Source organism: Geobacillus sp. YF-1, assembly GCF_052692335.1.
This window is the reverse complement of the sequence record NZ_CP199850.1, coordinates 330,650-353,878: the sequence shown is the minus strand read 5'-3', so window position 1 is coordinate 353,878 and position 23,229 is coordinate 330,650. Positions and strand designations below refer to the sequence as shown.

15 protein-coding genes and 2 CRISPR repeat arrays are annotated in these 23,229 nt (G+C 49.6%); of the genes, 2 read left to right on the top strand and 13 right to left on the bottom strand.

From position 1 onward, the window contains the following. Positions 1-19: 19 nt before the first annotated feature. From cas2 to ACTVIM_RS01780, 7 genes are read right to left on the bottom strand one after another with little or no spacing between them, the layout of a single operon-like run. Positions 20-283: a CRISPR-associated endonuclease Cas2 gene (cas2, locus tag ACTVIM_RS01810; protein ID WP_033022484.1), complete on the bottom strand. Its 264-nt coding sequence runs from the start codon at positions 281-283 to the stop codon at positions 20-22. A gap of 11 nt (positions 284-294) precedes the next feature. Then, a complete protein-coding gene (gene cas1b / locus ACTVIM_RS01805) occupies positions 295-1,296 on the bottom strand; it encodes a type I-B CRISPR-associated endonuclease Cas1b (RefSeq protein WP_033842535.1) in 1,002 nt (333 codons plus the stop codon). A 2-nt stretch (positions 1,297-1,298) separates the two neighbouring features. Further along, positions 1,299-1,808, bottom strand: a complete 510-nt coding sequence (gene cas4 / locus ACTVIM_RS01800; RefSeq protein WP_144972598.1) for a CRISPR-associated protein Cas4 — start codon at positions 1,806-1,808, stop codon at positions 1,299-1,301. Positions 1,809-1,817: 9 nt separating this feature from the next. Then, positions 1,818-4,151 carry a CRISPR-associated helicase/endonuclease Cas3 gene (locus ACTVIM_RS01795; protein ID WP_061912552.1) on the bottom strand — a complete coding sequence of 778 codons (2,334 nt, stop codon included), beginning with the start codon at positions 4,149-4,151 and terminating at the stop codon, positions 1,818-1,820. A 1-nt stretch (position 4,152) separates the two neighbouring features. Then, positions 4,153-4,896, bottom strand: a complete 744-nt coding sequence (gene cas5b / locus ACTVIM_RS01790) for a type I-B CRISPR-associated protein Cas5b (protein ID WP_445613450.1) — start codon at positions 4,894-4,896, stop codon at positions 4,153-4,155. 15 nt (positions 4,897-4,911) lie between these two features. After that, positions 4,912-5,868 (bottom strand): type I-B CRISPR-associated protein Cas7/Csh2, encoded by a 957-nt coding sequence (gene cas7b / locus ACTVIM_RS01785; RefSeq protein ID WP_061912554.1) that lies wholly within the window; start codon positions 5,866-5,868, stop codon positions 4,912-4,914. Position 5,869: 1 nt separating this feature from the next. Continuing rightward, a complete protein-coding gene (locus ACTVIM_RS01780) occupies positions 5,870-7,525 on the bottom strand; it encodes a TIGR02556 family CRISPR-associated protein (protein ID WP_445613449.1) in 1,656 nt (551 codons plus the stop codon). A gap of 527 nt (positions 7,526-8,052) precedes the next feature. On the opposite strand from ACTVIM_RS01780, the gene istA reads away from it, so the two are divergent. Further along, a complete protein-coding gene (istA, locus tag ACTVIM_RS01775) occupies positions 8,053-9,558 on the top strand; it encodes an IS21 family transposase (protein WP_445612379.1) in 1,506 nt (501 codons plus the stop codon). Next, positions 9,555-10,307 carry an IS21-like element helper ATPase IstB gene (gene istB / locus ACTVIM_RS01770; RefSeq protein ID WP_445612972.1) on the top strand — a complete coding sequence of 251 codons (753 nt, stop codon included), beginning with the start codon at positions 9,555-9,557 and terminating at the stop codon, positions 10,305-10,307. Before istA ends, istB begins: the two co-directional genes overlap by 4 nt. 450 nt (positions 10,308-10,757) lie before the next feature. On the opposite strand, the gene ACTVIM_RS01765 is transcribed toward istB, so the two are convergent. The 6 genes from ACTVIM_RS01765 to ACTVIM_RS01740 form a co-directional block, all read right to left on the bottom strand. Continuing rightward, positions 10,758-11,654 carry an Rpn family recombination-promoting nuclease/putative transposase gene (locus tag ACTVIM_RS01765; RefSeq protein WP_445613448.1) on the bottom strand — a complete coding sequence of 299 codons (897 nt, stop codon included), beginning with the start codon at positions 11,652-11,654 and terminating at the stop codon, positions 10,758-10,760. A 137-nt stretch (positions 11,655-11,791) separates the two neighbouring features. Then, positions 11,792-13,144: direct repeats of the CRISPR family, unit length 30 nt; unit sequence GTTTCAATCCCTCATAGGTACGATAAAAAC. Between the two features lie 13 nt (positions 13,145-13,157). Continuing rightward, positions 13,158-14,291 carry an IS4 family transposase gene (locus ACTVIM_RS01760; protein ID WP_445613447.1) on the bottom strand — a complete coding sequence of 378 codons (1,134 nt, stop codon included), beginning with the start codon at positions 14,289-14,291 and terminating at the stop codon, positions 13,158-13,160. Between the two features lie 149 nt (positions 14,292-14,440). Beyond that, a CRISPR array of direct repeats spans positions 14,441-14,798; the repeat unit is 30 nt; unit sequence GTTTCAATCCCTCATAGGTACGATAAAAAC. 343 nt (positions 14,799-15,141) lie between these two features. Then, complete coding sequence (locus tag ACTVIM_RS01755) at positions 15,142-16,362, bottom strand: TIGR02679 family protein (protein ID WP_445613446.1); 1,221 nt, start codon at positions 16,360-16,362, stop codon at positions 15,142-15,144. Then, the gene (locus ACTVIM_RS01750; protein ID WP_445613445.1) at positions 16,359-20,477 is read right to left on the bottom strand and encodes a TIGR02680 family protein; all 4,119 of its coding nucleotides are present in this window, start codon (positions 20,475-20,477) and stop codon (positions 16,359-16,361) included. Before ACTVIM_RS01750 ends, ACTVIM_RS01755 begins: the two co-directional genes overlap by 4 nt. Next, positions 20,477-21,634 (bottom strand): TIGR02678 family protein, encoded by a 1,158-nt coding sequence (locus ACTVIM_RS01745; RefSeq protein WP_063166869.1) that lies wholly within the window; start codon positions 21,632-21,634, stop codon positions 20,477-20,479. Before ACTVIM_RS01745 ends, ACTVIM_RS01750 begins: the two co-directional genes overlap by 1 nt. Next, on the bottom strand, positions 21,618-23,129 hold the full coding sequence (locus ACTVIM_RS01740) for a TIGR02677 family protein (protein WP_445613444.1): 1,512 nt from the start codon (positions 23,127-23,129) through the stop codon (positions 21,618-21,620). Before ACTVIM_RS01740 ends, ACTVIM_RS01745 begins: the two co-directional genes overlap by 17 nt. Between the last annotated feature and the right edge of the window lie 100 nt (positions 23,130-23,229).

Below are 23,229 nucleotides of genomic sequence, written 5' to 3'. Positions count from 1 at the left end.
GACGAGTTCTTCTTCATTGTTATAAGATGAATTCATCCCCGCCCTTTTTCACCCCCATTTCTTCTCTTTTCGAGTACTTTTGGGTGCGAAACGTGTAAAAAATGACCGAGTCCTCATCAGGATCCATCATTTGGCGCAGTTCCATCTTTAACTTTTCGTAATTCGCCGTTGTGATTTCCCCTTCAAACACCGAGTTTTGTACCCAATGAAGATATTTGCGAGCAATTTTCAGCGCTTTGGCCACACGCTTTTCGTTAAAATCGTACACGAGAATCACAAACACAGTGCTTCCACCTACCAACGAGCTACATAAGGCTCGTACGTTTTTTCACCGAGAAGATGCTTTTGAACTTTATATAACTCAAGGCGAATGAGACGACGATACGATACAGACTTCCCGAGATGACGATGTTGAACCGTCGTCTGCATTTTTTTCTCCAATTCACTGACAAATAACTTTCTTCCTTCTTCATTTAACAAAATGCCGTCGGTTAATTTCTCAAAATGCTTATGCGACAACATATGTCGATTCACTAAGGTGAAAATCAAGCGATCGACAATGATCGGTTTAAAAATTTCCGCAATATCCAAATTCAATGAAAAGCGGCGAAAGTTCGTGCTATGCAAAAATCCAATGCGCGGATCTAAATACGTTTTATAAATTTCACTCAAACACATCGTGTACACAATCGAGTTCCCAAAGCTAATCAGTGCGTTCAAACGATTATGCGGCGGCCGTTTGGTCCGCTTTTCAAACACAAAATCTGGATGGCGGATGATGGTATCGAACGAAGCATAATACGCTTCACGAATATGGCCTTCTGCCGCCATTAACTGCTCCACCGTTTCCGCCTGATTCAACCTCCCTTCTTCCCGTTCGATCAATTGCAGCGCTTTTTCCAATTCCTCCGGTTCAGAAAGGCGGGAACGGTAATACTTGAGCACCCGCTCCATTTGGCGGATGGAGCCTTGCACAAATAGACGGGCGAGCTCCAATCGTTTGGCTGGATCAATGTAATGCTCGACTTGCTTTACTATGACATGTCCGGAATTCAAATGTTCGCGCGGATAAAAGGAGCCGACGTAATAGCCATAATGATTAAAGTAATGAACGATGATCTCTTTTTGCGCCGCAAACTCCAAAAACCGTTTCGATACGTCCACTTCCCCGAAAATATAAATATCATTCGTATTTTCCACCGGTATATAACGTTTACGTCCTTCTGTTTCGAAATACAGACTATTGTCTTTGCGACGCAGCTCACCATTTTGGAAAATATAAAGCGTCTTTTTCATTTCTATTCCTCCGCCCAACAATATTCACGATAGGCGCATTTGCCGCAAAATGATATCTTTTTCGGCGGCGGCGGGACAGGCATTCGAACGATGCGGCGGATGTCGGCAATGGCACGTTCTAACTCATGCCGCCCTTCCTCGGTCCATTCAACACGTTCTTTTTTTCGCTCCTTTGGAAACAACAGTTCCCCTTTCGCGTGGATCCCCGCCTGTCTCAACGTATCTAAATAGTATAACAGCTGCATTCGAGCGCTTTTTATATAGCTTGATGACTTCTTCACTTCTCCTATAATCAACTGGCCGTCTTCTTGACGGATGCGATCAATGACAATGGAACCTATCGATATTTCTTTCTTGTCCCTCTGGTAAGTTGTTTCAGAAAGAAATCTCCCAATTTCTATCGCTTCATCTTCCTGGTCTGGAGCAATCTGATGCTTCATCAGCCAAACTTCACGCGGACAAATGTAATAGTACCAAATGTCCGTTCCCGTCACAGGCATTTCATATTCCATCGATCTCACCTACCAAATGAGCCCTTCACTTTTCGTCCGGTACCCGAGCGCCTCATCGTAAAAATCTGGCAGCGAATCGTGTCCCACATACCCGATCCCATGGACAATCGGCGGCTGGTGATCTACCCGTGCTGGAATCGCAATGACATATTGAAAAAAGCGGGTTTTAATATCAGAAAATCTCTTCCTCCGCTCCCACCGATCGCTGATTCGCAAAATGGTCTCATATTCACGAAACACTTCGCTCGCTTCCTCATCCAGCTCAATAAAGACATTGAATTTTTCCCCTTCTCCTTCAATCAGGCGAAAATGCGACACAGGAAGGCGGTCAACGGTTTCTTCCCCATCAAAGTACAGCGTCATCATCCCTTTTAACAGCCGTTCGGACTCGTTATTGCTCATTCGTGCAGTCAGCGTTTCGAAATAGGCTGTAATCAACTGTAAAAATTCGCTTTCCTCTATTTTCGCTTTTCCTTTTAACAAAGTCTGTGTAATGTCTAAGCGGATCGCATCATAAATATAGCTCGCGTATAATCGCTTTTTGTTGTCTGTTAAGCGAACAATGTGCACCTCCCCTCCCCGCTGTCCATGGCGGTTGCACCTTCCAGCTGCCTGCTGGATGGAATCTAAGGGGGCAAAGTCTCGGTAGACCACATCAAAATCAATATCAACCCCCGCCTCGATCAACTGCGTACTAACGACAATCCGATACTCCCCGTTTTTCGCCGCCATGATCCGCCGCAGGCGTTCTTTTGGCGGAATATGCGTGGACAAAAACGTCATGTCCCCCTCATCTACGCCTTCGTCTAGAAAGGCACGGTATAAAGCTTTAGCGCTCTCAATCGTATTCAAAATGAATAAGTACGTTTTTTCCCCATCCCACTCGATTTGCCGAGCAAACTCCTCGATCTCTAGCGGTTCGTCGATGTCTGGATGCAAGGTCACCCGGGAAAGCAGTTGAAAATAGGCCGATTCATTGACAAGGGAAACCGCTTCTGGAAACCATTTTGGATCCGTTGCCGAGCTGAAGATAAAATAACAGCCGAGTTCTTCCGCCATCGCGGCAAACAAGCGGCGAACAGCCAACCAATAACGATGAGGAACGGCCTGCACCTCATCGATGAGAATAATGGAATTAGCCAACCGATGAAATTTGCGCAGTGAAGCATTGCGGTGAGAAAAAATCGTTTCGAACAATTGCACAAAGGTAGTCACAATCAATTCCGAATGCCAACCTTCCACCAGCAGTTTCGCCGCCTCATAATCAGCGTCGTACCGCTCCTCATCTTGCCTTGTGACATAACGCATATCAGCCAGATGATGATGCGCAAGCCAAAGCTGGTGATCCTCCTGTATTCCGCTCGCGGCAAAAACGTCTTTTAGAACACTTGCCGTCTGGTCAATGATGCTGAGAAAAGGAAGACTGTAAATGATTCGGGGCGTCACCCGTTGACGGCGTTCGATTTCGTGGCGAAGACGCAAGGCAAAGTGGAGACCGGCTAACGTTTTTCCCATTCCGGTTGGCAAGTTCAACGAATACACATGATGACGCAAATCGATCGGCGCCTGATCCACTTCTTGAAACGCCCGCTCTCTCCATTCATTCAACGTCGTTTTCGGCCACGATTGTTGCTGCTTATAGCGCAGAATCAAGTCGGCCGGAATGTCCTTGCGTCCGGAAAACGACCATGACTGCTTTTGCAAAATTCCAACTTCTGACTTATCTGCATCAATGAGCAGAGAGAAGAGAAACAACAGTTGCAAATATGGCACAAGCGAATCATTGCTTCGATTCCATTTCATGATCCAGCGGCGCAACGAGCGAGCTTCGGCAAAAAATCGTTCAATCCACGCTAACCACACTTCTTTCGTCCAAATCGCTTCTTGTCCAACACCCAAACAGGCCATCTGTTTGGATAGTGCGGAAAAGTCTGTTGCTTCAGCTTGACGCTTCAACAACGTCTTGGCCTCGTCCCCCATCCGCTTCAGTTCTTCCAGCCAATCATCTAAATTCCCATGATGCCGCTTCACGACAAGAAACGCCAACAATCGCCAAAACTCATCCATCCCCTTTTCTTGTAAAAAAACCGCTAATAGGACAGCCGACAAAAGCGCATGGCTTTTTAATGCAGGCGGATCTTGAAAGGAATCCGGTGATTGGATGTATCGCTGAAAGAAGGCATGACTTTTGCCGATATCATGAAAAAACGCAATCCACCGATTCACTTCCGCCAACTGTCCGGACTCGGCGAGACGGACGGACTTTTCAGACAAAAAGAGGGAGGAAAGCTGTTCCACCCCTCGCAAATGATCCGACAAAAAATAATGGGGATGAGAATACATCCTACTCTCCCTTTCCATTCGAATAGAAAAAGACAATCCGTTCTCCTTGCGCATTCTCCCAATAATAAGGGACCGAAGCGAGGAGCGGACGCGCCCCCGCCTCGAAAATCACTTCTTCATACCGAGAAACTACCCGGGCCGGATCTATCTCCCAAGCCACTCGTTCCTTGCGATACTCTTTTCCCGGCTCTACTTTCAGCGCTTGTATGTCTCTTCCTGGGATGACCGAACAAATAGGCACAGGCTCTTTGTCGATCGCTTCAACCCGATGAAAATCGTCTACAGCGACAAACTGTACATCCGCTAAACATTCGCTCAATCCTAGACACGGCGTATAGACGCTTTTGTGCTGCCGAACGAAATCAACAAGCTGCGAAAATCGCTCGTGATCGTTCATATATACGTAGCAACGGAAACGAGGAAAACGCAAAAACTCCACGCGAATTTGCGTTCGTGCTCCTTCCCGCCGTTGCTTCGGAACCCATATATTCCCTTTTGTGTTGACATAGTTGATGCCGACTCTTGTTTTTCGTACAGGTTCCATCAGGCGTACAGCCACATTCGTCGTCTCATGGTTAAACACCCGCAAATAGTCATTATCCTCTTTTCCCACTCCAACGATGGCGCCAAGCAAACCAAAAAGAGCCGTTGGGGGAATAAACGAGTACGTCAGCGGCGAGGAAGTCGAATACATTTGGCGAAAATGGCCAAAATCGGCTCGAACATCAAATACAAGCACATTCATCGCACTCATTCCCTGTTACCGAATATCGACAGTGATTCCTTCTTTGCGCAAGCGCTCAGCCAGATTCTCGCTGCACGCAAGCCTTCCGTCTTGACGCAGCTCGATATTGGCGATGTGTTCTTTCTGTTGAACCAAGACTTCAACCAATCGCGACACATCAAGCACATAATCGCTGACATCCCGAATTTCCTCTTCCGCTTTTTCGGTGTGAAGAGAAATATACTTATCCAACTCTCCGATATGGAAGTACGGCTCTTGATAGACGACGCGAAGAAGCAACCGCGGAACATGTCCAACTTTCGAACGCGAAATTAAGTTTTTCGTACCTTCCCATATCGCTTCCATCAGCAGCTCCACATCTTCTTCCGTTAATCCTGTGAAACGCGCCGCCGCCTCATTGATAATCCCGTAAAAAGCAATGAGGGAATAAGGCAACACATATTCCTCCCGGAACGTCTTTTGTGTCATTTGCCCACCTGAGGCAAACGCTCCGGTTCCTTTGATATACTCCATCTTCACCCGATGCAGTGATTGCCCCATTTTAAATTGGACAGGTCCTGTATGGGTAATTGAGCTTTTTTCCTTTTGGTTTTTTTCAATCGGCAATGTCACGCCAAACAACCGCACATCAATGCATTGACGCAGCACTTCATCGTTGATGATTTTTTTCATTTCGCGTAAGGTGAGTTTCGATTTATCTAGTTTCTCGCCGTCTTTCACTAAAAAGTCTTCTGCCCGGGCCTTCGCATCTTGAATATACTCATCGTCTTGCGCAATTTCGCGGACAAAAATTTCTTGTTGACGATAGTCATATAAATAATCCCGAATCGTCCGTTTCAGCCGAACATCGGTGACAATATTCTTCCCCGTTTCCTCATCGATGCGCGGCTTGTTCCCGTCAACCGGATCGCCATTCGGGTTTGCCCATTGCACATCATACAAAAAGAGCAGCTCGGAACGTTGCTTGACCATATTATTTCTCCTCCTTGTTCGCTACGATTTCTTTGACCTTCCACGATAAGTTCATCCCGCAGGCGAAATAAAAATTCAATTCATCGACAGATAATTTCCAGCTTGGGGAAGAGGATAGGAATAAATGGGAAATTTCTTCCGCCAACTGTCGATGGCTCGCATAGTAAGACTCGTATTCTTCGAGTTTTCCGATGACCTTCGGAAGCAGCCCTTTGATCGCCTTCTCGTCCATCTTCAACCCCATTAATTGCTTGACAAATGGCTTGCTTCCTCGTTTTTGTTGCTGGATGTCAAGCAACATTTGCGTCAATGCCCCCAACAGGAAAACAGCTTGTTTTTCCGGAGACTCCAGCTGTCCCCCGTACGCATCAAACAACTGCGCAAATTTCCCTTGCACCGCTTTCTCTCCTTTCCTGACCAGCACGCCCGCCTGTTCTAAAAAAAGCACAACCGCAAGCGCTTGACGTGTTTTGTTGACAAACGACCAATCGCCAGCTTCATAATCATAAAAATCAGCCCGAAGCTGCTCCATAAAAAAGGGAGCGAAAAACGAGATCGAAAGGGGCTTCTTTTGGAATACATACTCCACCACTTGCAAAAAGTACTTATCATAGACACCCGGCCGAAAAAAGGTGCGAAGAAAGCCAAAGTGAAAAGGATGGTCCCCTTCTCTATACAAAAGAGACTCCGTCGCTTTCTTCGCTTGAAACAATTCACTAATTCGCGACGGCAACACATCTTCAATCAATAACAAAATCCGCTCGGCACTTTGAATCTTCTGCAAGAACAACAGCTGAAGCGACAGGGAATTATCATAGTCTTGCATGAGCCCAAGCAAGTCTTCCTCCGTCGTCATAAAGGAATCTGCCTGCTCTTGATGAACGCGAATGTCTTTCTTTCCGTCTGTCAAATATTGAAGCAATTCATCCAATACATCCTTGCCAGCCGGGATAAGCAATGTCGGAATGACGAAATAAGAAAAACCGTAAAAGCGATAGTGCAAATGGGACTCCACAAACTTTCTTCCTTCTTCAATATGAGCTTTGCAAGATAAACAGACAGGGTAATTTCGCCACGCTTTGGCCTCGTCAAACCCTCCTGTAATAAATCCGGGCTTGTCCAACGTGTAAAAGCGAAACACGGACAATTTTCCGATGACCGTATCTTTGCGCTCCCCACAAATAGCGCATACTTGGTCCCGAGCCGACAACTCCATATCTTTCTCGTGAACTAGATGCAAAAAAGCATCGCGAAACGGCTCACAGTCATATAAATAGGAGCCGTTCATTTTTAGCGAAATAAGGGAACGATCGGCTGAGAGAGAGAGCTTTTCCCTCAACTCCTGCAAGATCGCTTCCTTTTTTTGCACAAGCAATTGCTCAATCGCCCGAAGAACGGGATGATCCATTTTGCGGTTAACCGTTCGAAACCAGCCAATGACTTTCTGTTCATATGTATTTTCAATCGTTGTAATTTTCGCCGTCGGCGAATAGTTGGTTCCACGAGACGAACCGGAACGAAACAAATATTTTTTGTAATCGCTTCCGCATTCCTCAATCTCGCAACCTTCCCAACCAACATTCCCTTCTTCGTCCGCACGCACTGCAACAAGCACACAAGCAGGATAGCCGGGGTTCTCCACCAATTGATCCACCACTGACCCCTCTCCTTGCTTTTCAAGCACTATCTTCCCAATTTGGGCGATCGCTTCGATCAATCTATCACCCCTCTGCATCATGAGAACTAATTCCATTATACCATATTTCAGTAAATATGGTGGCTCTTCACCAAAAGTTGTACTTGATTTTTTCATCACGTACCTTACTTATGCAACCAAGAAAGAACGGGAAACAAATTATTTTTGCAAACACTTGTTCAGAGAAGTGTACCGTCTGTCAAGTACATGTTGTGGTGATGAGCCAATATGGTATAAAAATTTATACTATTTAGTAATTATCAATCATCTCTCAAACCACGGACGAAAAAATTGGCACATAGCCCACATAATCGTTATGCACCAAAACTCCGTAACGCTTGCCCAACTTGTTTAGTGCAAAATGAAAGTACAGAGTTCTGCAACAAAAAAGTGCAGAGCTTCATGGCATAAAAAAAAGGCTTGCCAGCTCCTAAAATTCCCTCTACTGTTAAGGTTGTGAAGAACAAAACAGTGGAGGTAAAGAAAGGATGCTAGCAATGCCTGAAATTCATCATATCAAACATTTGCGTGAAAAGAAAGGGTTATCGCTTTCCGAAATTGTCCGCAGGACGGGATTTAACTGGAGAACAGTCAAGAAATATGCGGATGGAGACATTTCGGTCAGACAAAAAATAAAGAGAAAACGGGGAATGATGGAGGAAGAAGGATACGGTCAAATCATTGATGACTGGCTGGAGGAGGACGCCAAACTGCCAAGAAAACAACGGCGGACAAGCAAGAAGATGTACGAACAATTAAAGCAGGAACATGGCTTTAAAGGGTCTTATCGAACGGTTTGCGCCTACGTTCAAAAACGAAGACCTCAGCTTAAGCTGGAGAAGGAACAACGTTACGAGAGGCTGGAACACCCTCCGGGGGAAGCGCAGGTGGATTTCGGCACCATGTCCGTTGTGACGAAGGAGGGAAAAGAGGAAGACCGATCAATTCTGATTTTGAGCTTTCCGTACAGCAACGCCGCGTATGCGTATCCATTGCCGGCGGAAAACAGCGAATGTTTTCTTCACGGGCTCACTCAGCTCTTTCGACAGGCCGGAGGCGTCCCGAGAAAACTGCGCATCGACAATTTGGCGGCGGCGGTGGTTTCGATTCGAAAAGGAGGCGAACGTCAATATACTGAAGCATTTGAGCGATTCCGGCTTCATTATGGGTTTGACGTACAGGCATGCAATCCGTATAGCGGACACGAAAAAGGGAATGTCGAACGGAAAGTTTACTATACTCGGCAACACTGCTTTGTCCCTGCTCCGTTGATCGAGGGGGATGAAGAACTGACGGAGTGGCTGCATCGCAAGATGATCGAAGATCGAGCCCGCCCCCACTATGAAAAAGGGAGAACCATTGAGGAATTATGGCAGGAAGAACAAAAGGAGTTGCTTGTCCTGCCGGAGAGAGATCTCCCGATCTTCTCCTTCCACCACGCCAATGTCAATAAATACGGGGAAGTAACGGTGGATGGGGAGGCGTTTGTGGTTCATGGGATCCCGGTCCCCAACCGTGTCCTTGTCAAAAAGGAATGGGATCGTTTCATGGTTTTGTCCCAAGAAGGGGAGGTGTACCTGGAAGCGCCAAGGCCGTACACGAAAAAGCAACGGGAGCTCCCTTGGAAGGACATTTTGGCGGAATGGGCGCAAAAGCCCCGGGTGGTGGAGTATTCGCGGTTTCGAGTTTACTTACCGGAGGCCATTAGGAAATACTTCATGGAACAACCGAAACAGACGGCATCACGCATTCGAGGGGTGCAGAAGCTGCTGGACCGGTACACCGTCTATGAGATCGCTCAGTGGCTTGACAAGTATCAACGGTGGGATTTGGCGCCCCATGAGATCGGGGTGTTGATGGAGGCGAAGCGTTCGGAGTATCCCGCGAAATGGGAAGAAGCCTATACCCCTTCCGTTTTCGTCGACTATGAAACCGATTTACATGTGTATGATCAACGTCTTTGTCCGTCAAGGGAAGGGGGAAGCCGGGCATGAAGATGGATGTAAAAGAGATTTGTAAAGCCCTGCATTTGGCGTACATCGCGGATCGATTCGAGGAGGTGGCCTACGAGACCAAGGAACAGTTTTTGCGTGATGTGTTGGCGTTGGAGCTGTCGTTCCGTCAGAAAGCAAAACAGGCTCGATTGATCAAGAAGGCGAAGTTCCGGGAGTTGAAATGGCTCAAAGATTACGAATGGTCGGATCAGATTCATTGGCCGACCACGACCTCGAAGGAAGAACTTTGCGACCTTCGCTTTTTGGAGCAAAAACAGAACGTCCTGCTTTTAGGTTCGCCGGGAACAGGAAAAACCCATCTCGCCACCGCATTAGGATTAAAAGCGTGTGAACGGGGCCATGAAGTTCGGTTTTTCCGTGTCGCCGATCTTGTCGCCCAGCTCGAAGAGGCGTTAAAAGACGGCACCCTCGGACGGCTCAAACGGCAAATCGACACATGCGAGCTGTTGATTTTGGACGAACTCGGCTATGTACCTTTCCAAAAGCAGGGGTCGGAACTGCTGTTTCACATCATTGCCGATTGTTATGAACGAAAAAGTGTCATCGTGACATCGAATTTAGAGTTTGGACAGTGGAATCGAGTGTTTGGGGACAACCGCCTGACGGCAGCGCTGGTGGATCGTTTGGTCCATCACGCCCACATTCTCGCGTTTACGGGTGAGAGCTACCGCTTGCGGCATGCGCTTTCTGCCGTTCAGTCGCTCCCTTCTCACTCGGTTGAAAGGTAAATTCATTGAGCCGGCAAGCCTATGTATTTTTTCTTGCAATTCTCTGCACTTTTTGCTTGCAAAAAACAGCCCAACTCCAAGAGGGATCCACAGAACTCCTGAAAAACTCTGTTTTATGTAAAACATCGATTAAGGAAAAAAGCCATGGACAACCTTTTTCCTTCCCCCATAAAAAATCACGTGTGGTGCGATTCCCACGGAACAAGCGGCTGAAATCGAACTTCATGAAAAAAGGCGGTGGATGACCGCCTTCTTCTTTTTCCCATACTCATTCAACAGGAAACACTAGGAGGTTGGTGAAAAACGATTGTTTCTCTTGAGCAATGGGGGGAACGTTTGAAAGGCGCTCCTGATGCGACAAGGCTTATCTATTTGAGAAACCGGTTTGACAAGCGGATTGCCTCCTTAAATCACCGGCCTTCTAGGGTGAGATCGATCACCCTTTTCCTCTTACTCGCTCAACAAGCTTTGAACCTCTTCTTCAGAAAGATCCACCAACCGGGCTATCTCGGCGGCCGTCATCCCTTTTTGTGCCATTGTCTGAATAAGCCGTTTCATTCCTTGTTTCATTCCTTGCTTCATCCCTTGCTCAAGGCCGCGTTTTACCCCTTCTTCCAGCCCTTCTTTCTTCCCCTTTTGCTCGTAGGAGATGATCAGCTCCAGCACTTTCTCTCGTTCTTTCGTTTCCATCGCCTTCACCTCGCTTTGCAGCTGTTGTTCCTCTTCCTCTGTCAACTTCACGTACGTCTCAAAAAACCCAAGCAGCAGCCGCTGCCTCGCCTCATCGAGCTCCAACCGCACCAACATGCGCAAAAATTCTTTTTTCAGCTCCACCTTCTCTCTTTCAGTATACCCCATTTGACTGAGCAGCGCAGCCGCAACCGGGTTGTCCTGCCGAATGTACTCCCGCCACTGCTCCTTCCGCAACGCCACCGGAAAAAAGCGAAACTGCAGCACTTCGCCAAACGGAAATTCCATCGAAAACACAGACGGTTCCTCGCGGAGAGAATCATAGTGGAAGACGGCGATCGGAACGATGCGGGTCCGGTAGGTTTCATACAAGCGGCTGAAATAGAGGAACATGCGCTCGGCAAACGACGGCTGGACATACCCTTGCGTTTCCACGTGCACGATGATCAGCCCGTCTTCGCCTTTCAGCTTCGTCTCGACCAGCAAATCAACGCGGTACTTTTCGCCGGCCGTCACATCGGTAAACAGCTCTTCGGATAAAAAGGACAGATGATGGAAATCGATATGCTCGTGCATGTCGGGGAAAAAGAGGAGCAGGAACTCTTCGAAAAACGTGCGGATCAGCTCTTTGAACAGCCGATCATGGTCAATCGCCATTCAATCACCTCACCTTGATGGTCTCTCTTTTTCTATTCGCCGTCCCCAAGGCGGCATCCTGCTCACAGTGAGAAATTCGTCATAGGTACGATAAAAACGTGTGCTTGGCGTCGGTCTTTGGTGATCGCGCACCAAATGTTTCAATCCCTCATAGGTACGATAAAAACTTCCTTGTGCGGCGCGTCAGGCGCTCTTGATACACAGAGTTTCAATCCCTCATAGGTACGATAAAAACGCGGTAGCAAGTGGATCAGCAAATGCTTATACGAGTTTCAATCCCTCATAGGTACGATAAAAACCGATACAATGGCACAAATTTTATCTTACAGGGTGAAGTTTCAATCCCTCATAGGTACGATAAAAACTAAAAGTGGTGCTTAACCACGCCGCTTGACCACTTTGTTTCAATCCCTCATAGGTACGATAAAAACTAAAAGTGGTGCTTAACCACGCCGCTTGACCACTTTGTTTCAATCCCTCATAGGTACGATAAAAACGAGACTCCGGCCACCCATCGAAGGGGCGCATGAACAGTTTCAATCCCTCATAGGTACGATAAAAACTCAACTTCATGAACGAAAATGTTGATGCTGGTGTTGAGTTTCAATCCCTCATAGGTACGATAAAAACTCAACTTCATGAACGAAAATGTTGATGCTGGTGTTGAGTTTCAATCCCTCATAGGTACGATAAAAACCAACATACCTGTTCCGCTCGGCATCTGCGCGATGAGTTTCAATCCCTCATAGGTACGATAAAAACAGCCTCCACTAGTATGCCAAGACATATCTGGGTTTTGTTTCAATCCCTCATAGGTACGATAAAAACTCGCTTGCAATTGGATTTAGTCGCGGGAATCATGAACGCGTTTCAATCCCTCATAGGTACGATAAAAACAAATCAACGGATTTGAGCCGCGAAATGGTCGCGAGGGTTTCAATCCCTCATAGGTACGATAAAAACGGCAACCGTAACGTTAGCCGTGCCGCCGTTGACGGTGTTTCAATCCCTCATAGGTACGATAAAAACTATACCCGCCTTCTTTCCGATCTATCAACAAAAAGTTTCAATCCCTCATAGGTACGATAAAAACAAAGAATTTTCCGGCCGGGGAGGGGCGCTATCCGTTGTTTCAATCCCTCATAGGTACGATAAAAACGCGAAAGCGCAAGCCAACATGAACGCGTTGAAAGAGTTTCAATCCCTCATAGGTACGATAAAAACAGCATTGGCTTCATTATTAAACAATGAGCTAATAGCTGTTTCAATCCCTCATAGGTACGATAAAAACTCATCGATCCCCTGCTCCTTTCGACGATCAAGCGCGTGGTTTCAATCCCTCATAGGTACGATAAAAACGCCGTGCTTCGCTAAATAGGGCTTGACCGTACTAAGTTTCAATCCCTCATAGGTACGATAAAAACGGAGTCGCAACAAAACACCATTGACGTCATTATTGCGTTTCAATCCCTCATAGGTACGATAAAAACCCACGGCTGTTGATTATCCAAAATTATGAATACTTCTCCCGTAAAAATGGGCATGCTCAAATAAGACAGCTACCATCTCTGATTTCCAATCGAGAGGAAGTTGCCCAAATAAAACCCGACGAACGAAAGAAATGAACGTGAGGGTGGTTTGCGTTCGTTTCTCTGTTCGGTCATATAGCCATCTCAATAACACATAGGCAATGAACGCCGCGAACAGCTGATTGTAGACGGCGTTTTTTGTTGTCCCAAATAAGGTAGGTACATTCAAGTATTGCTTGATCCATCGAAAAAAGACCTCGACTGCCCAACGCTCTTGATACATGTCGGCAATCTTTTCTGCCGATACGTCAAAGACATTCGTTACGACGCGAATCTCCTTTCCATGGGCATCACGAAAGATGACCACTCGATGACGTTTCTTCGAACGGCATTGCTTCGTTCCTAGCTGACAAGTAAAATCAGCGATGACATTGGAATCGGAAGAAACAAGACGCTGTAAACGGTGACGACGATGAATCTCTACATTTTCTTTCATGCGAATGACAAAAAGTTGTCCATTTTCCGCAAATTGGTCGATCCGTTCGATTTTAAAATACGCCCGATCTTCCACAAGAATTTGCTTCGGATGTGTCAACGCTTCCCCGACAGGACCATCGTGGCGTAGACCGGTTGTTTCTATGGCATCCATTGGTAACTGGTATTCAGGAGAATAAGCGACATGCAGTTTCATCCCTGACCGTTCCCCATGATAAGGCGCCCATGATAGGCGGTTCTTTCCGACTGTCACCGTTGTCGAATCGACAATGCGAAGAGGTTTCGGGAATCGAAGAGATCGCCGTGTTTGGCGGTTACACCTCGAAACGATCAGTGCAAACAAACGCTTCATGATTTCATATGGAATCTCCTTCGCCTTGTTTGCCACCGTCGAATAATGAAAACGCGGCAATTGGTAAGTGGGCGCCACATCAGCACCATGACGAAAACTCTTCCACTCATGGACAGCCGCGAGAAGGAAAAAGTCGATTAACGTACGTACGGTAAATTTACGAGATGAGTCGTGATAACCGACTGCTTCTGTGATGGTTTGAATGTCTTCGTCTGACACAATTTTTTGCATCAAATTCGGGAGTGTGGTATGCTTGTTCATAGAGAGCACCTCTTTCCTGGGTTTGTTTGTGTGGTTACTTACATTCTACAGGAAAGGTGCTTTTTTTTCTATGTTTTTATGGATATTATTGGTTAATCAACACACGTGATAAAAACCAATTTCCTGTTAAAAGTGCGGCAAATGTTCGTAGTTTCAATCCCTCATAGGTACGATAAAAACTACAATTAATTGAAGATAGTTATTTAGTTGATCAGTAGTTTCAATCCCTCATAGGTACGATAAAAACACAGGGCACACACATACATTTGCGGAAGTCACGAAGTTTCAATCCCTCATAGGTACGATAAAAACGCGGTGTTCTAGAAACGGTTCGCCGACAAAATGAAGTTTCAATCCCTCATAGGTACGATAAAAACGCGGTGTTCTAGAAACGGTTCGCCGACAAAATGAAGTTTCAATCCCTCATAGGTACGATAAAAACAGACATCGTATCCGCGCGTGAAGCTGGCTTGGCTGGTTTCAATCCCTCATAGGTACGATAAAAACCCCAAAAAGTGTTGTCATATCAACCTTTTCCCTTCAATGTCATCATCAGAATAACACGTTTCGAAGATTCTGTCAATGAAATCTCTCCTTGATGGTTGTAGGGATCAAGCGATCAAAATCAATGTCGTCGACCCCCTGGGGTTTTTGCGCGATTGGAGGTCGACGACAAATGAAGACTGCTTCCTAGCGTTTGACTTGCCTTGTTTGCCGATTGCTATTTGCCTAAGCGAGGGTAAACGCTCGTCATGCGGTGAATAAGACCCGGGCGCCGCCTGCTCATCCATCGCGGGCAAGACGAATACAAACATTGGAATCCCAACACTTGCATGAACAAGGGCGAGTGCTAACTTTTTATGTCTTGAAGCAGTCGGCTGATGATCGCCTCTTGGTATCCCGCTTTTTCGGTTTTCGCCATCGCTTCTTTCACTGGCTGCAGCGGCGCTGACGCTACGGAGGCGAGTTTGGCGAGCCGCTCCGGAGGCAAGTGAACCGATGGGTTGGCGGCGCAGTAGTCATCGACGCTGTAGCGCCATGGAACAGCCGCCGAGCCGTATCGCTCGAGAAAACGGTCGGCCATTTTCAAACCTTCCAGGTCAAAGTCGCCGGAGTAATGCAGCTTGGCGCCTGAAGCCGCGAGCAAATCAAGGAGCCGCATCGTCGCTAAATTCATTTGCCCGTTCGCGCAGACAAGCGGGGCGCGGGTGTCAAGCAAGGTCGAGAAAACACCCGCGTTTTCGACGACGTATACGATGCCGCCGTTAGCTGGATAGGCGCGAATGAGCGACAACACGTCCCTTAGCGGGGCATTCAATGCGCTGTTGGCTTCGACGGCAGCGGTGAAGACCGGGTGAGGGCCTTTCTTCGTTTCGGCCAACAAGTTGGCGCAAGTGGCAAAGTTCAAAATATCCTCGCGGAGCAGGCCGACGGACTGCAGCAATTCATTGATGCTCTCTACAGAGGTCACATCCCACTCGCCTAGCACGGTTGCTTGCAAGGCCGACAGCAACACCTTGCCGGGGAGCGTAGACAGGTCAAAGGCGTGTGGATCACCGGCGATGCGCTGGGCAAACAATGGAAGCCGCTCATACGAGCCGAGCGGCAAGCGGCGAAGGGCGGCGCCGACAAGACGGATCGCCGCCGCCAACTCTTCGCGGTTTGCCTCATACGCTGCTTGGATGAACCGTTGGCCACAAATGTCTTCAAGCCAAGGGTGCTCGTGGGCGAGGTGCCCGAAAAACCGCTCCCGCTCCTTTTCGACTGCCTGGCGCTGTTCTTTTTTCGGCACGAGCGGCTCGCCGAAATAGCACTCGAGCAGCTCGATGAGGCCAACGCCGGCAAACCGTGTTCGTTCGAGTTGCCGTTCAAAGGCGGGCAGGGACACGCGGGAAACGTCTCGGCCGAAAAAGGCGGCAATGGCTTCGCGCTCGTTCTCGCTGAACGATGCCACGGAGACGACGCCACCAACACGACCGAGCGACTCGTATTTCCGCTTCATCTCGACAAACAAGCGGTGAAAGCCCGGCTCGGAACGGAAAAAGGCAGCGGCCTCTTCGGCCCGGTTCATGTCTCGATCAACTCCCATTCTTCCTCATTCGCTACTAACTGTTTGATGCGCCCGTTCCAATAATACTGGATGACGGTGACAAACGGCGCATTGCGCGGACGGACGAGCTCGCAAATCGACAAGGCCGGCACGGTGTCGTAGTCACCCCAAAGCGCCTGCGAGTTCATGATGTAGTTAAAGCCGAGCTGTTCAACAAGGCCGAACATCATGCGGATGTTGTTTTCATCGACACCGGCGAACGCTTCATCAAGCGAGATGATGTACGGGGCATCATCACCTGCTTCTTGATAGCGTGAATACGCCGCCGCAAACAGCGGAATGTACATCGCCAACGCTTTCTCCCCGCCGCTAAACCGATAAAAGCGTTGGTTTGTCAGTTCGCGCTTCGGTTCGTGTTCTTTTTCATAGTAGAGGGTAAACGAAAACCATTTCCGATAGTCGAGCACTTCTTTTATAATTTGATGAAGCGTGTTGCCTTGGCCGCGTTCCTCAAGCAGTTCGCGGGCGCGGGCGATTTTCGAGCGGAAATGGTTCGTCACCCGCTGCAAATCTTCCTCCTTGAGCAGCCGTGAATCCATCCGCAGCAACCCCACCAGCTCTTTCGTGTCGAGCTCGTCTTCCGTCTCCGCCGTTTTCGGCTTCCATTGAATGGATAGAACGAGGCTCGATGACGTATCGATTTCGCTCATCCGCTTGTTCATGTCGTTCACCCATCGCTCCGCGCGTTGGATGCGGCTGCGCAAAATGCGGCCGACCGACTTTAAAATGACTTCCTCGTACAGTTCCCGGTCTTGTTCTTTCATATACTCGTGCTGCAACGCGATTTCCCGCTCAACTTCCGCCAAGACGACAGACGGCGTGGCACGCTGCCCTTTGTAGTCAAGGAAAATGACGTTTCGCTCTTGTTTTTCCCGCCAATCCTTTGCTTTCATTGCCATTTCATCGTCCGGCGCCGCGGTGCTCCATTCTTTCTCCTCGAACGGCAGCGATTCGAACGTCGCCCGGTATTCGGTCAAATTGGATGATTCTTGGAAAAAGATTGTGTTCAGCCGAGCCAGCAGCGAAGAGCGGCTGTCTTTCAACGTTCCCCCATACCGCTGTTTCGCTTCGCTCGCCTGCTCGCGAAGCGGACGCGAACGGTCCAGCTCCACCAACTTGAGCGCCGCTTCACGGGCAAAGGCCTGCTCCCATGCGGCGGCCAGCTCGCGAGCGAACGTTGCCCGTTTCTCTCCTTGTTCCCGTTCTTCGGCAAGACGCGCAAGGCGCTGTTCGGTCCGCGCCCGCTCGTTGACTAGACGCGGAACTGCCTCGCGCAGAGCGCTGAGCCGCTCCCGAACGCGGGCGATTTCCGCGCGAATGTCATCCGCCCCCATTTGTTGGAGTGTCCGTTCGATCTCGGCCATGCGGAGCGCCAGACGTTCGTCTTCATCGAGCAGGCGATTCCGCTCCCCTTTGGCCTCATCGATGTCGTCGCGAAGCTCCTGCAGCTGCTCGCGCTGCTGGGTGATCATCACCGCGACATAGAGCGCTTCTCGAACATGCACTTCCAGTTCATGCAAAAAGCGGAGATACGATTTCATCGCCAAGCGGGCTCGATCGCATCCTTCCACAGAAAACGCCACGTCAAGCCCTGCCGATTGCTCGCGCAACGTTTGCTTGAGGTGCTGCCACTCGCGAGCGAGACGGGATACTTTTTCTTGTTGCCGCTGCCAGTCGCGCTCTTTGCTTTCCGCGCGGCGGCGCGCTTCCTCCCGTTCCTCAAACGCCGCGCGCACATCGCGGTCGGATGGAAAGGCGGCAAACCACTCCGCCAATGCGGCGATATGAGCTTCCACCGCTTTGTGTTCCGTCTGCAGGCGGTCAAGCGCTTGCCGCAAGGAAGCGATCTCCTCTTCCAATGAAGCGATCTTCTCCATCCGCCACCGCCGCCTTGCCGTGCGGCCGATGAACATGGCGCGCTCGCGGGTGGGCGCATGACCGCGCACGAGACCAAGCGCATAGCGTCCAGCTTCATTAAGCGTCATGCCCCCGTCTTGCGCCTCATCGGCAATGACGATGCTGCGAAGCACGGCATCAATCCGCTCCGCAGCGACAGGCACATCTGCATCTGGCTGGAGATAATCGGCCAACGTATGCGCCATATGCACCGGGTTCGGGACGAGCACCCGGTCATACGTCACCGCCATATCGCGGTCAATGATCAGCGCGTCGAGCAGTCCGGCATGGGCGAGCGCCGATTCGATCCGCTCGCGGACAGGCTCGGGCACATGGTCGAAAAATTCGACTGCCGCATACAGCGGGACGGAAACAACTCCTTGCCGCTCCAACTCTGCACGCATGGCGTCCGTCTGTGGATCGCGTTCCGGTTCTGGGTCTTGTTCCATCTGCCAATGGCGAAGCTCCTGCTCGCGCTCGGCGAGCTGGCCGCCAAGCAAGCGCATTTCGTGTTCAAGCCGCCATTTTTCATCGTTTTTCTTCCCGACGGCATCATAATACGCCGCCGTGAACGGCTGCTTGAGGTCATCGATGGAATATTGATCATACAAGCCGTCCGTCTGTCGCAAAAACGTCTGAATGCGCGCTTCGTCCACCGTGACGCCGCCACGCTCCAGCCAAGCGAGCACCGCTTGTTCCCAACGTTCTTTTTCTTGGTCAAGCAGCTCATCCCATTTGCGGTATTGATGCCGCCATTCGTCAACTTCCCGCTGCAGTTCCCCTGCTTCTTTGCTTGCTTCTTCATAGCGCGCTTGCAGTCCCTCATGACGCCGCCAAAGGTCGGCGAGCGCTTCGAGCCGTTCCGCATGGCGGTCCGCTTCCTGCTTCCAAACCGTAAACGGAAATTCGCGCTGTTGACGATGATGACGGAGAAAATCGTCTTCATTCACTTCATGGCCGGCAAACGCCCCTTCGTCCGCGTCGGCGCGCAACTGCGCCAACGTCTCTTCCACCTTCCGTTCCAGCTCATCGAGGCGCGCTTCCGCCTCATCAATTTGATGGCGGCGCTGCCGTTCAAGCCGCTCCTTCTCTTCGATCACCCGCTCTTGCCGCTCCCGCCGCCTCGCTAGGTCGCGCTGCTGTTCCTTTAACTTTTCGTACGTTTCGGCTTGTTGAAAGACTTCATGGCCCGCAAGCTCCACTTCCCGTGCACGCAACACGTCTTCTTCACGACTGAGGCGGATGATCTCCTCATCCAACTCATCAAGCCGCTGCCGCGCTTTGTTCTCCTCTTCTGATCTTGTTCGCTGCTCAGCGGCGAGCTGTTCGGCTCGTTGGACCGCTTTCTCGTATTCCACGGCTTTTTCGGCAATCATATATTCATTGTAATGACGGTAATGGTCGCAAAGCCGCTTGAGCGCCCGCGCATCGCGCTCGAGCTGCTCCAGCTGCTGCTTTGCTTGGTCCATATTTTCAATCGTCTCGGACAAATGGCGCAATTCCTCATCGGTTAACGGCGGCAATGCGCTTTCCAAAATTTCGTAAATCACCGTCGGCTTGAAATCTTTCGATAATTTCGGGCTCCGCAATTGAATCAACAGCTCGATCAACTCTTGAAACGCCTCGAGCGATTCGAAGCGGAACACATGCTTATTGACGAGCTCCATATATTCTTTTTGCGTCTCGACCACCGTTCCCCCAGCGCCGAGCGCATCGGCGAGCTCGCGCTTTGTCAAAGGAATTTTCTCGCCTGTTTTTTCTTTTTTGTACAAGTCAACATCATGGCCGATGCGGCGGTTGTCCAAAATGACAAAGCCCCAAAAGTCGAGATTTTTTTGCCGTTTCGCTCGCAAACCGATGCCGGTCGTAAGATATTGATCGGTTTCGGTCCGCTTATATTCGAGAAACAAATAACCGGTCCGCTCATCGCGGTTGACGACATCTTTTTCCCCGAGCAAGTAATCTTCCATTCGCCGCGCCCGCGAACCGAACGGATCGAGCCGGTCGGGCGTCTTTTTCCCGTCAAGCAGCACCGGGATCAAGCTTTGCATCGTCACCGATTTGCCCGCTCCATTGCTTCCGCGCAAAAACAACTTTCCGTCGGCAAAATGAAAATATTGTTCATCATAATACCAGAAATTGATCAATCCCGCGCGATGCAACATCCATCGATCTGCCATCATAGCTCCCTCTCTTTCGCTTGAAAATCGTCCGGGTATCGCCCACAAAGCCGCCCAAGGAGCGGGTAGAGGACGACCATGCCCGTCTCGGGATCCGTGTCTGCCATTCGCCATGCTTTCAACTCCGCCAACACCTCGCGGGCTAACTCCGCAAGCGATGCTTCGCGATGCGTCTTCCCCCATCCAGCTTCGTAGCGACGCTTCGTATCGGCGAGCGATTCAGAAAACTGCGCCGGCGTCAGCCAAAGGCGCCCGTACTCGTCCGGTGGAAAGGACGCCAACCGCTCGCGGACGACGGCGGCAAAATGAAGGATGATGTCAGATGTCCCTTTTAGATCGGGAAAGAGCGTATACGGCGCCTGCCGTTCCGGAATCGTCAACATGGCGACGTTTTTGTACAGCTCATATCGAAACGGCGTATGGGACTCAATATCCTCACGCAGCCGATGCCGGAAGTTGCGCAAGTAATAAAAATCTTGCTCGTCGCCTTCTGTTCGGTGCACAGCCGGTGATAAAAACAGCTTCCGGTACAGACGATGGCGCCGGTAATCTTGCGGCGCTGCTTTCCATTCTTCCGCCAACAGTTCATCAATCGACGTATATTGCAGCAAGTCTTTCGGATATGTGCGCATAAAGTAGCGCGCCAACACCGGCACTTCATAAAGCGCTTCTTCGTCCGCATGTTGCGCGAACGCTTCGATCTCTCCATCCATCCGGCGGATCAGTCCGATTTGTTCCGCTGTTTTCAGCACGCGAATGAGCGCGCGCCGCTGCGAATAGTTCGTCCAATCGACCGGCACATCGCCCGGATACATAGCGCGGATTTCCTCGCATACATCGGAAAGCAAAAATTTTTCCTCAACCGCCTTGCTTTCAACATACGCCATCAAGCAGCAAAACAGCGCATAGTCGAGCGGCTCTTGAAACGACGGAATCCCCATCCACGGCTCCGGCTCAGCCGGAATTTTTTCGAGCTTCGCGAAATGCCGGTGCACGATCAAGCGGTAACCAAACTTCTCCTCGACATATCTTTTGAGCACGTGTTCGCGTTCGCGGACAAGCTGATACCGTTCCGGGTCGGCGTCGCGGACGATCCAAAATTGTTCAAACAGCGCCGCCAACGCTTCTTTTGCCTTGTCATCAAACGCCGTCTCCATCTTCGCTCCCTCCTTCCGCCATCACTTCGATTTCGTAGTTGGGCATCACAAGCGTTCCGTCTTCAGCATGAAGGCAAATCGTGTCGTGCCGACGAACAATGCGGATGTCCCAGCCGTTCTCCGTTTTCACGGTTGGTTGTTCTTTCCCCATCGCTTTGGCGATCCAGGCGAGCAATGTCTTCCGTACGTACGGGGTCACTTCACCGAGTTCGGCCAGCACGATTTTTCCGTCTTTCACCAGCTGTTTCAGTTCGGCTTCCTCGCGTGCTTTCTCCTCCAAATAGCGGCGGCGCGCTTCTTCTTTTTCCCGCTTTTTCTCCTCGATCGCCTGCGGTTTCTTCTTTTCTCCATAATGGCGCACGCGCGGCTTCGTCACCCATTCCATCGGCGCCTCGTCCCAAACATCGCGATACATATCATCTGTCGCCTCATTGTCTGCGATCAGATGTTTCGTATGGAAGCAGCCGAACACGACCGCCGACAAACAGTGCGCCTCTTCGATCGAGGACAGTTGCGAAAACCAGCGTGCCAAGTGCAAATAATCGCCTTTGCGGCTGCGAAAGTGGTGATGCCGCTCACCAAGCCGCTGCACGATGCGCGTCAAGCGACGAATCGCTTCGTTCGTCTGATGCTGCAAAAACGCCAGCTCGCTTTCGTGGCCGTCCCGACCTAAAAACCATTCGCGCAAACTGCGCCACGTCTCGCGCTTTTCTTCGATGCATTCGGCGCGCGACGGGGCGCTGTCGGCAAAGCGTGGAATCGACCGCTCATAATCGACTACGTGCTCAATGAACCGGTCCACTCCTTCGTCTGGAAGGTCTTCCAACAGCCGCTCAATTTGCATCGATGTCTTCTGTAAGGCGACGATAAAATCACGCAAATAGGCGGTAAATTGTTCCTTGTAAACGAGAAACGATTCCGCCGTCATCCGTTCTTCCAAATTTTCGCTATGCAAATAGGCGATATAATCAGCCGAATGGTGAATGATTTTTTTGAAATAATCAAACGTCTCCTCCCACACTTGGTGTATTTCGTCCGGTTTTTCTTGGAAATTAGCAGATATGATCGTTTCCATGCGAGAAAGGGAGGCGTACAGACGGTCAAACCGCGTTTTCTCGAGCGAACCGCCAAACGAGTCGCCCAACTGTTCGAGCGTGCGAATCATTCGCTCTATTTCCACTGTGTACGGGCTGCATTGATAACGAAACCGCTTTTTCTTAAATTCCTCGATCGTCCGTACATGGGAAGTCTCTTGGCGGGCGAGCAAATTGTTCCATTTGACAAGCTGATCGAGGTCTTGCTGCAAATCATCCTCAGTATAATCGGCAAATTCGGCATGCTGTTTCAAAAACGCATACACTTCCTCGGGGAACAAATATTGCCGCATCCGTTCGTGCTGAATGTAGAAATACCGCAAAATCGCGCGGTAACGGTGCGCATTTTCCGCCGACAAATACTTTGTTTCGACAATTGGCTTCAACCAAGAAGCATCCATCCTCGTCCACCTTTTCCTCTCTTTTTCCTAATTATTATTGTAACGATTTCATTCTTCCTTTGGCTAGTGAAAGCTATTTTTCTGAATTTTCCTCGCCATC

Bases quoted from the DNA above. Each gene is read 5' to 3' on its own strand.
- ACTVIM_RS01750 (WP_445613445.1), bottom strand. From the start codon at position 20,477: ATGGCAGATCGATGGATGTTGCATCGCGCGGGATTGATCAATTTCTGG.
- ACTVIM_RS01740 (WP_445613444.1), bottom strand. From the start codon at position 23,129: ATGGATGCTTCTTGGTTGAAGCCAATTGTCGAAACAAAGTATTTGTCG.
- ACTVIM_RS01745 (WP_063166869.1), bottom strand. From the start codon at position 21,634: ATGGAGACGGCGTTTGATGACAAGGCAAAAGAAGCGTTGGCGGCGCTG.
- ACTVIM_RS01760 (WP_445613447.1), bottom strand. From the start codon at position 14,291: ATGAACAAGCATACCACACTCCCGAATTTGATGCAAAAAATTGTGTCA.
- cas1b (WP_033842535.1), bottom strand. From the start codon at position 1,296: ATGAAAAAGACGCTTTATATTTTCCAAAATGGTGAGCTGCGTCGCAAA.
- ACTVIM_RS01795 (WP_061912552.1), bottom strand. From the start codon at position 4,151: ATGTATTCTCATCCCCATTATTTTTTGTCGGATCATTTGCGAGGGGTG.
- cas4 (WP_144972598.1), bottom strand. From the start codon at position 1,808: ATGGAATATGAAATGCCTGTGACGGGAACGGACATTTGGTACTATTAC.
- ACTVIM_RS01765 (WP_445613448.1), bottom strand. From the start codon at position 11,654: ATGGCGATTGACCATGATCGGCTGTTCAAAGAGCTGATCCGCACGTTT.
- istB (WP_445612972.1), top strand. From the start codon at position 9,555: ATGAAGATGGATGTAAAAGAGATTTGTAAAGCCCTGCATTTGGCGTAC.
- cas7b (WP_061912554.1), bottom strand. From the start codon at position 5,868: ATGGTCAAGCAACGTTCCGAGCTGCTCTTTTTGTATGATGTGCAATGG.
- ACTVIM_RS01755 (WP_445613446.1), bottom strand. From the start codon at position 16,362: ATGAACCGGGCCGAAGAGGCCGCTGCCTTTTTCCGTTCCGAGCCGGGC.
- istA (WP_445612379.1), top strand. From the start codon at position 8,053: ATGCTAGCAATGCCTGAAATTCATCATATCAAACATTTGCGTGAAAAG.
- cas5b (WP_445613450.1), bottom strand. From the start codon at position 4,896: ATGAATGTGCTTGTATTTGATGTTCGAGCCGATTTTGGCCATTTTCGC.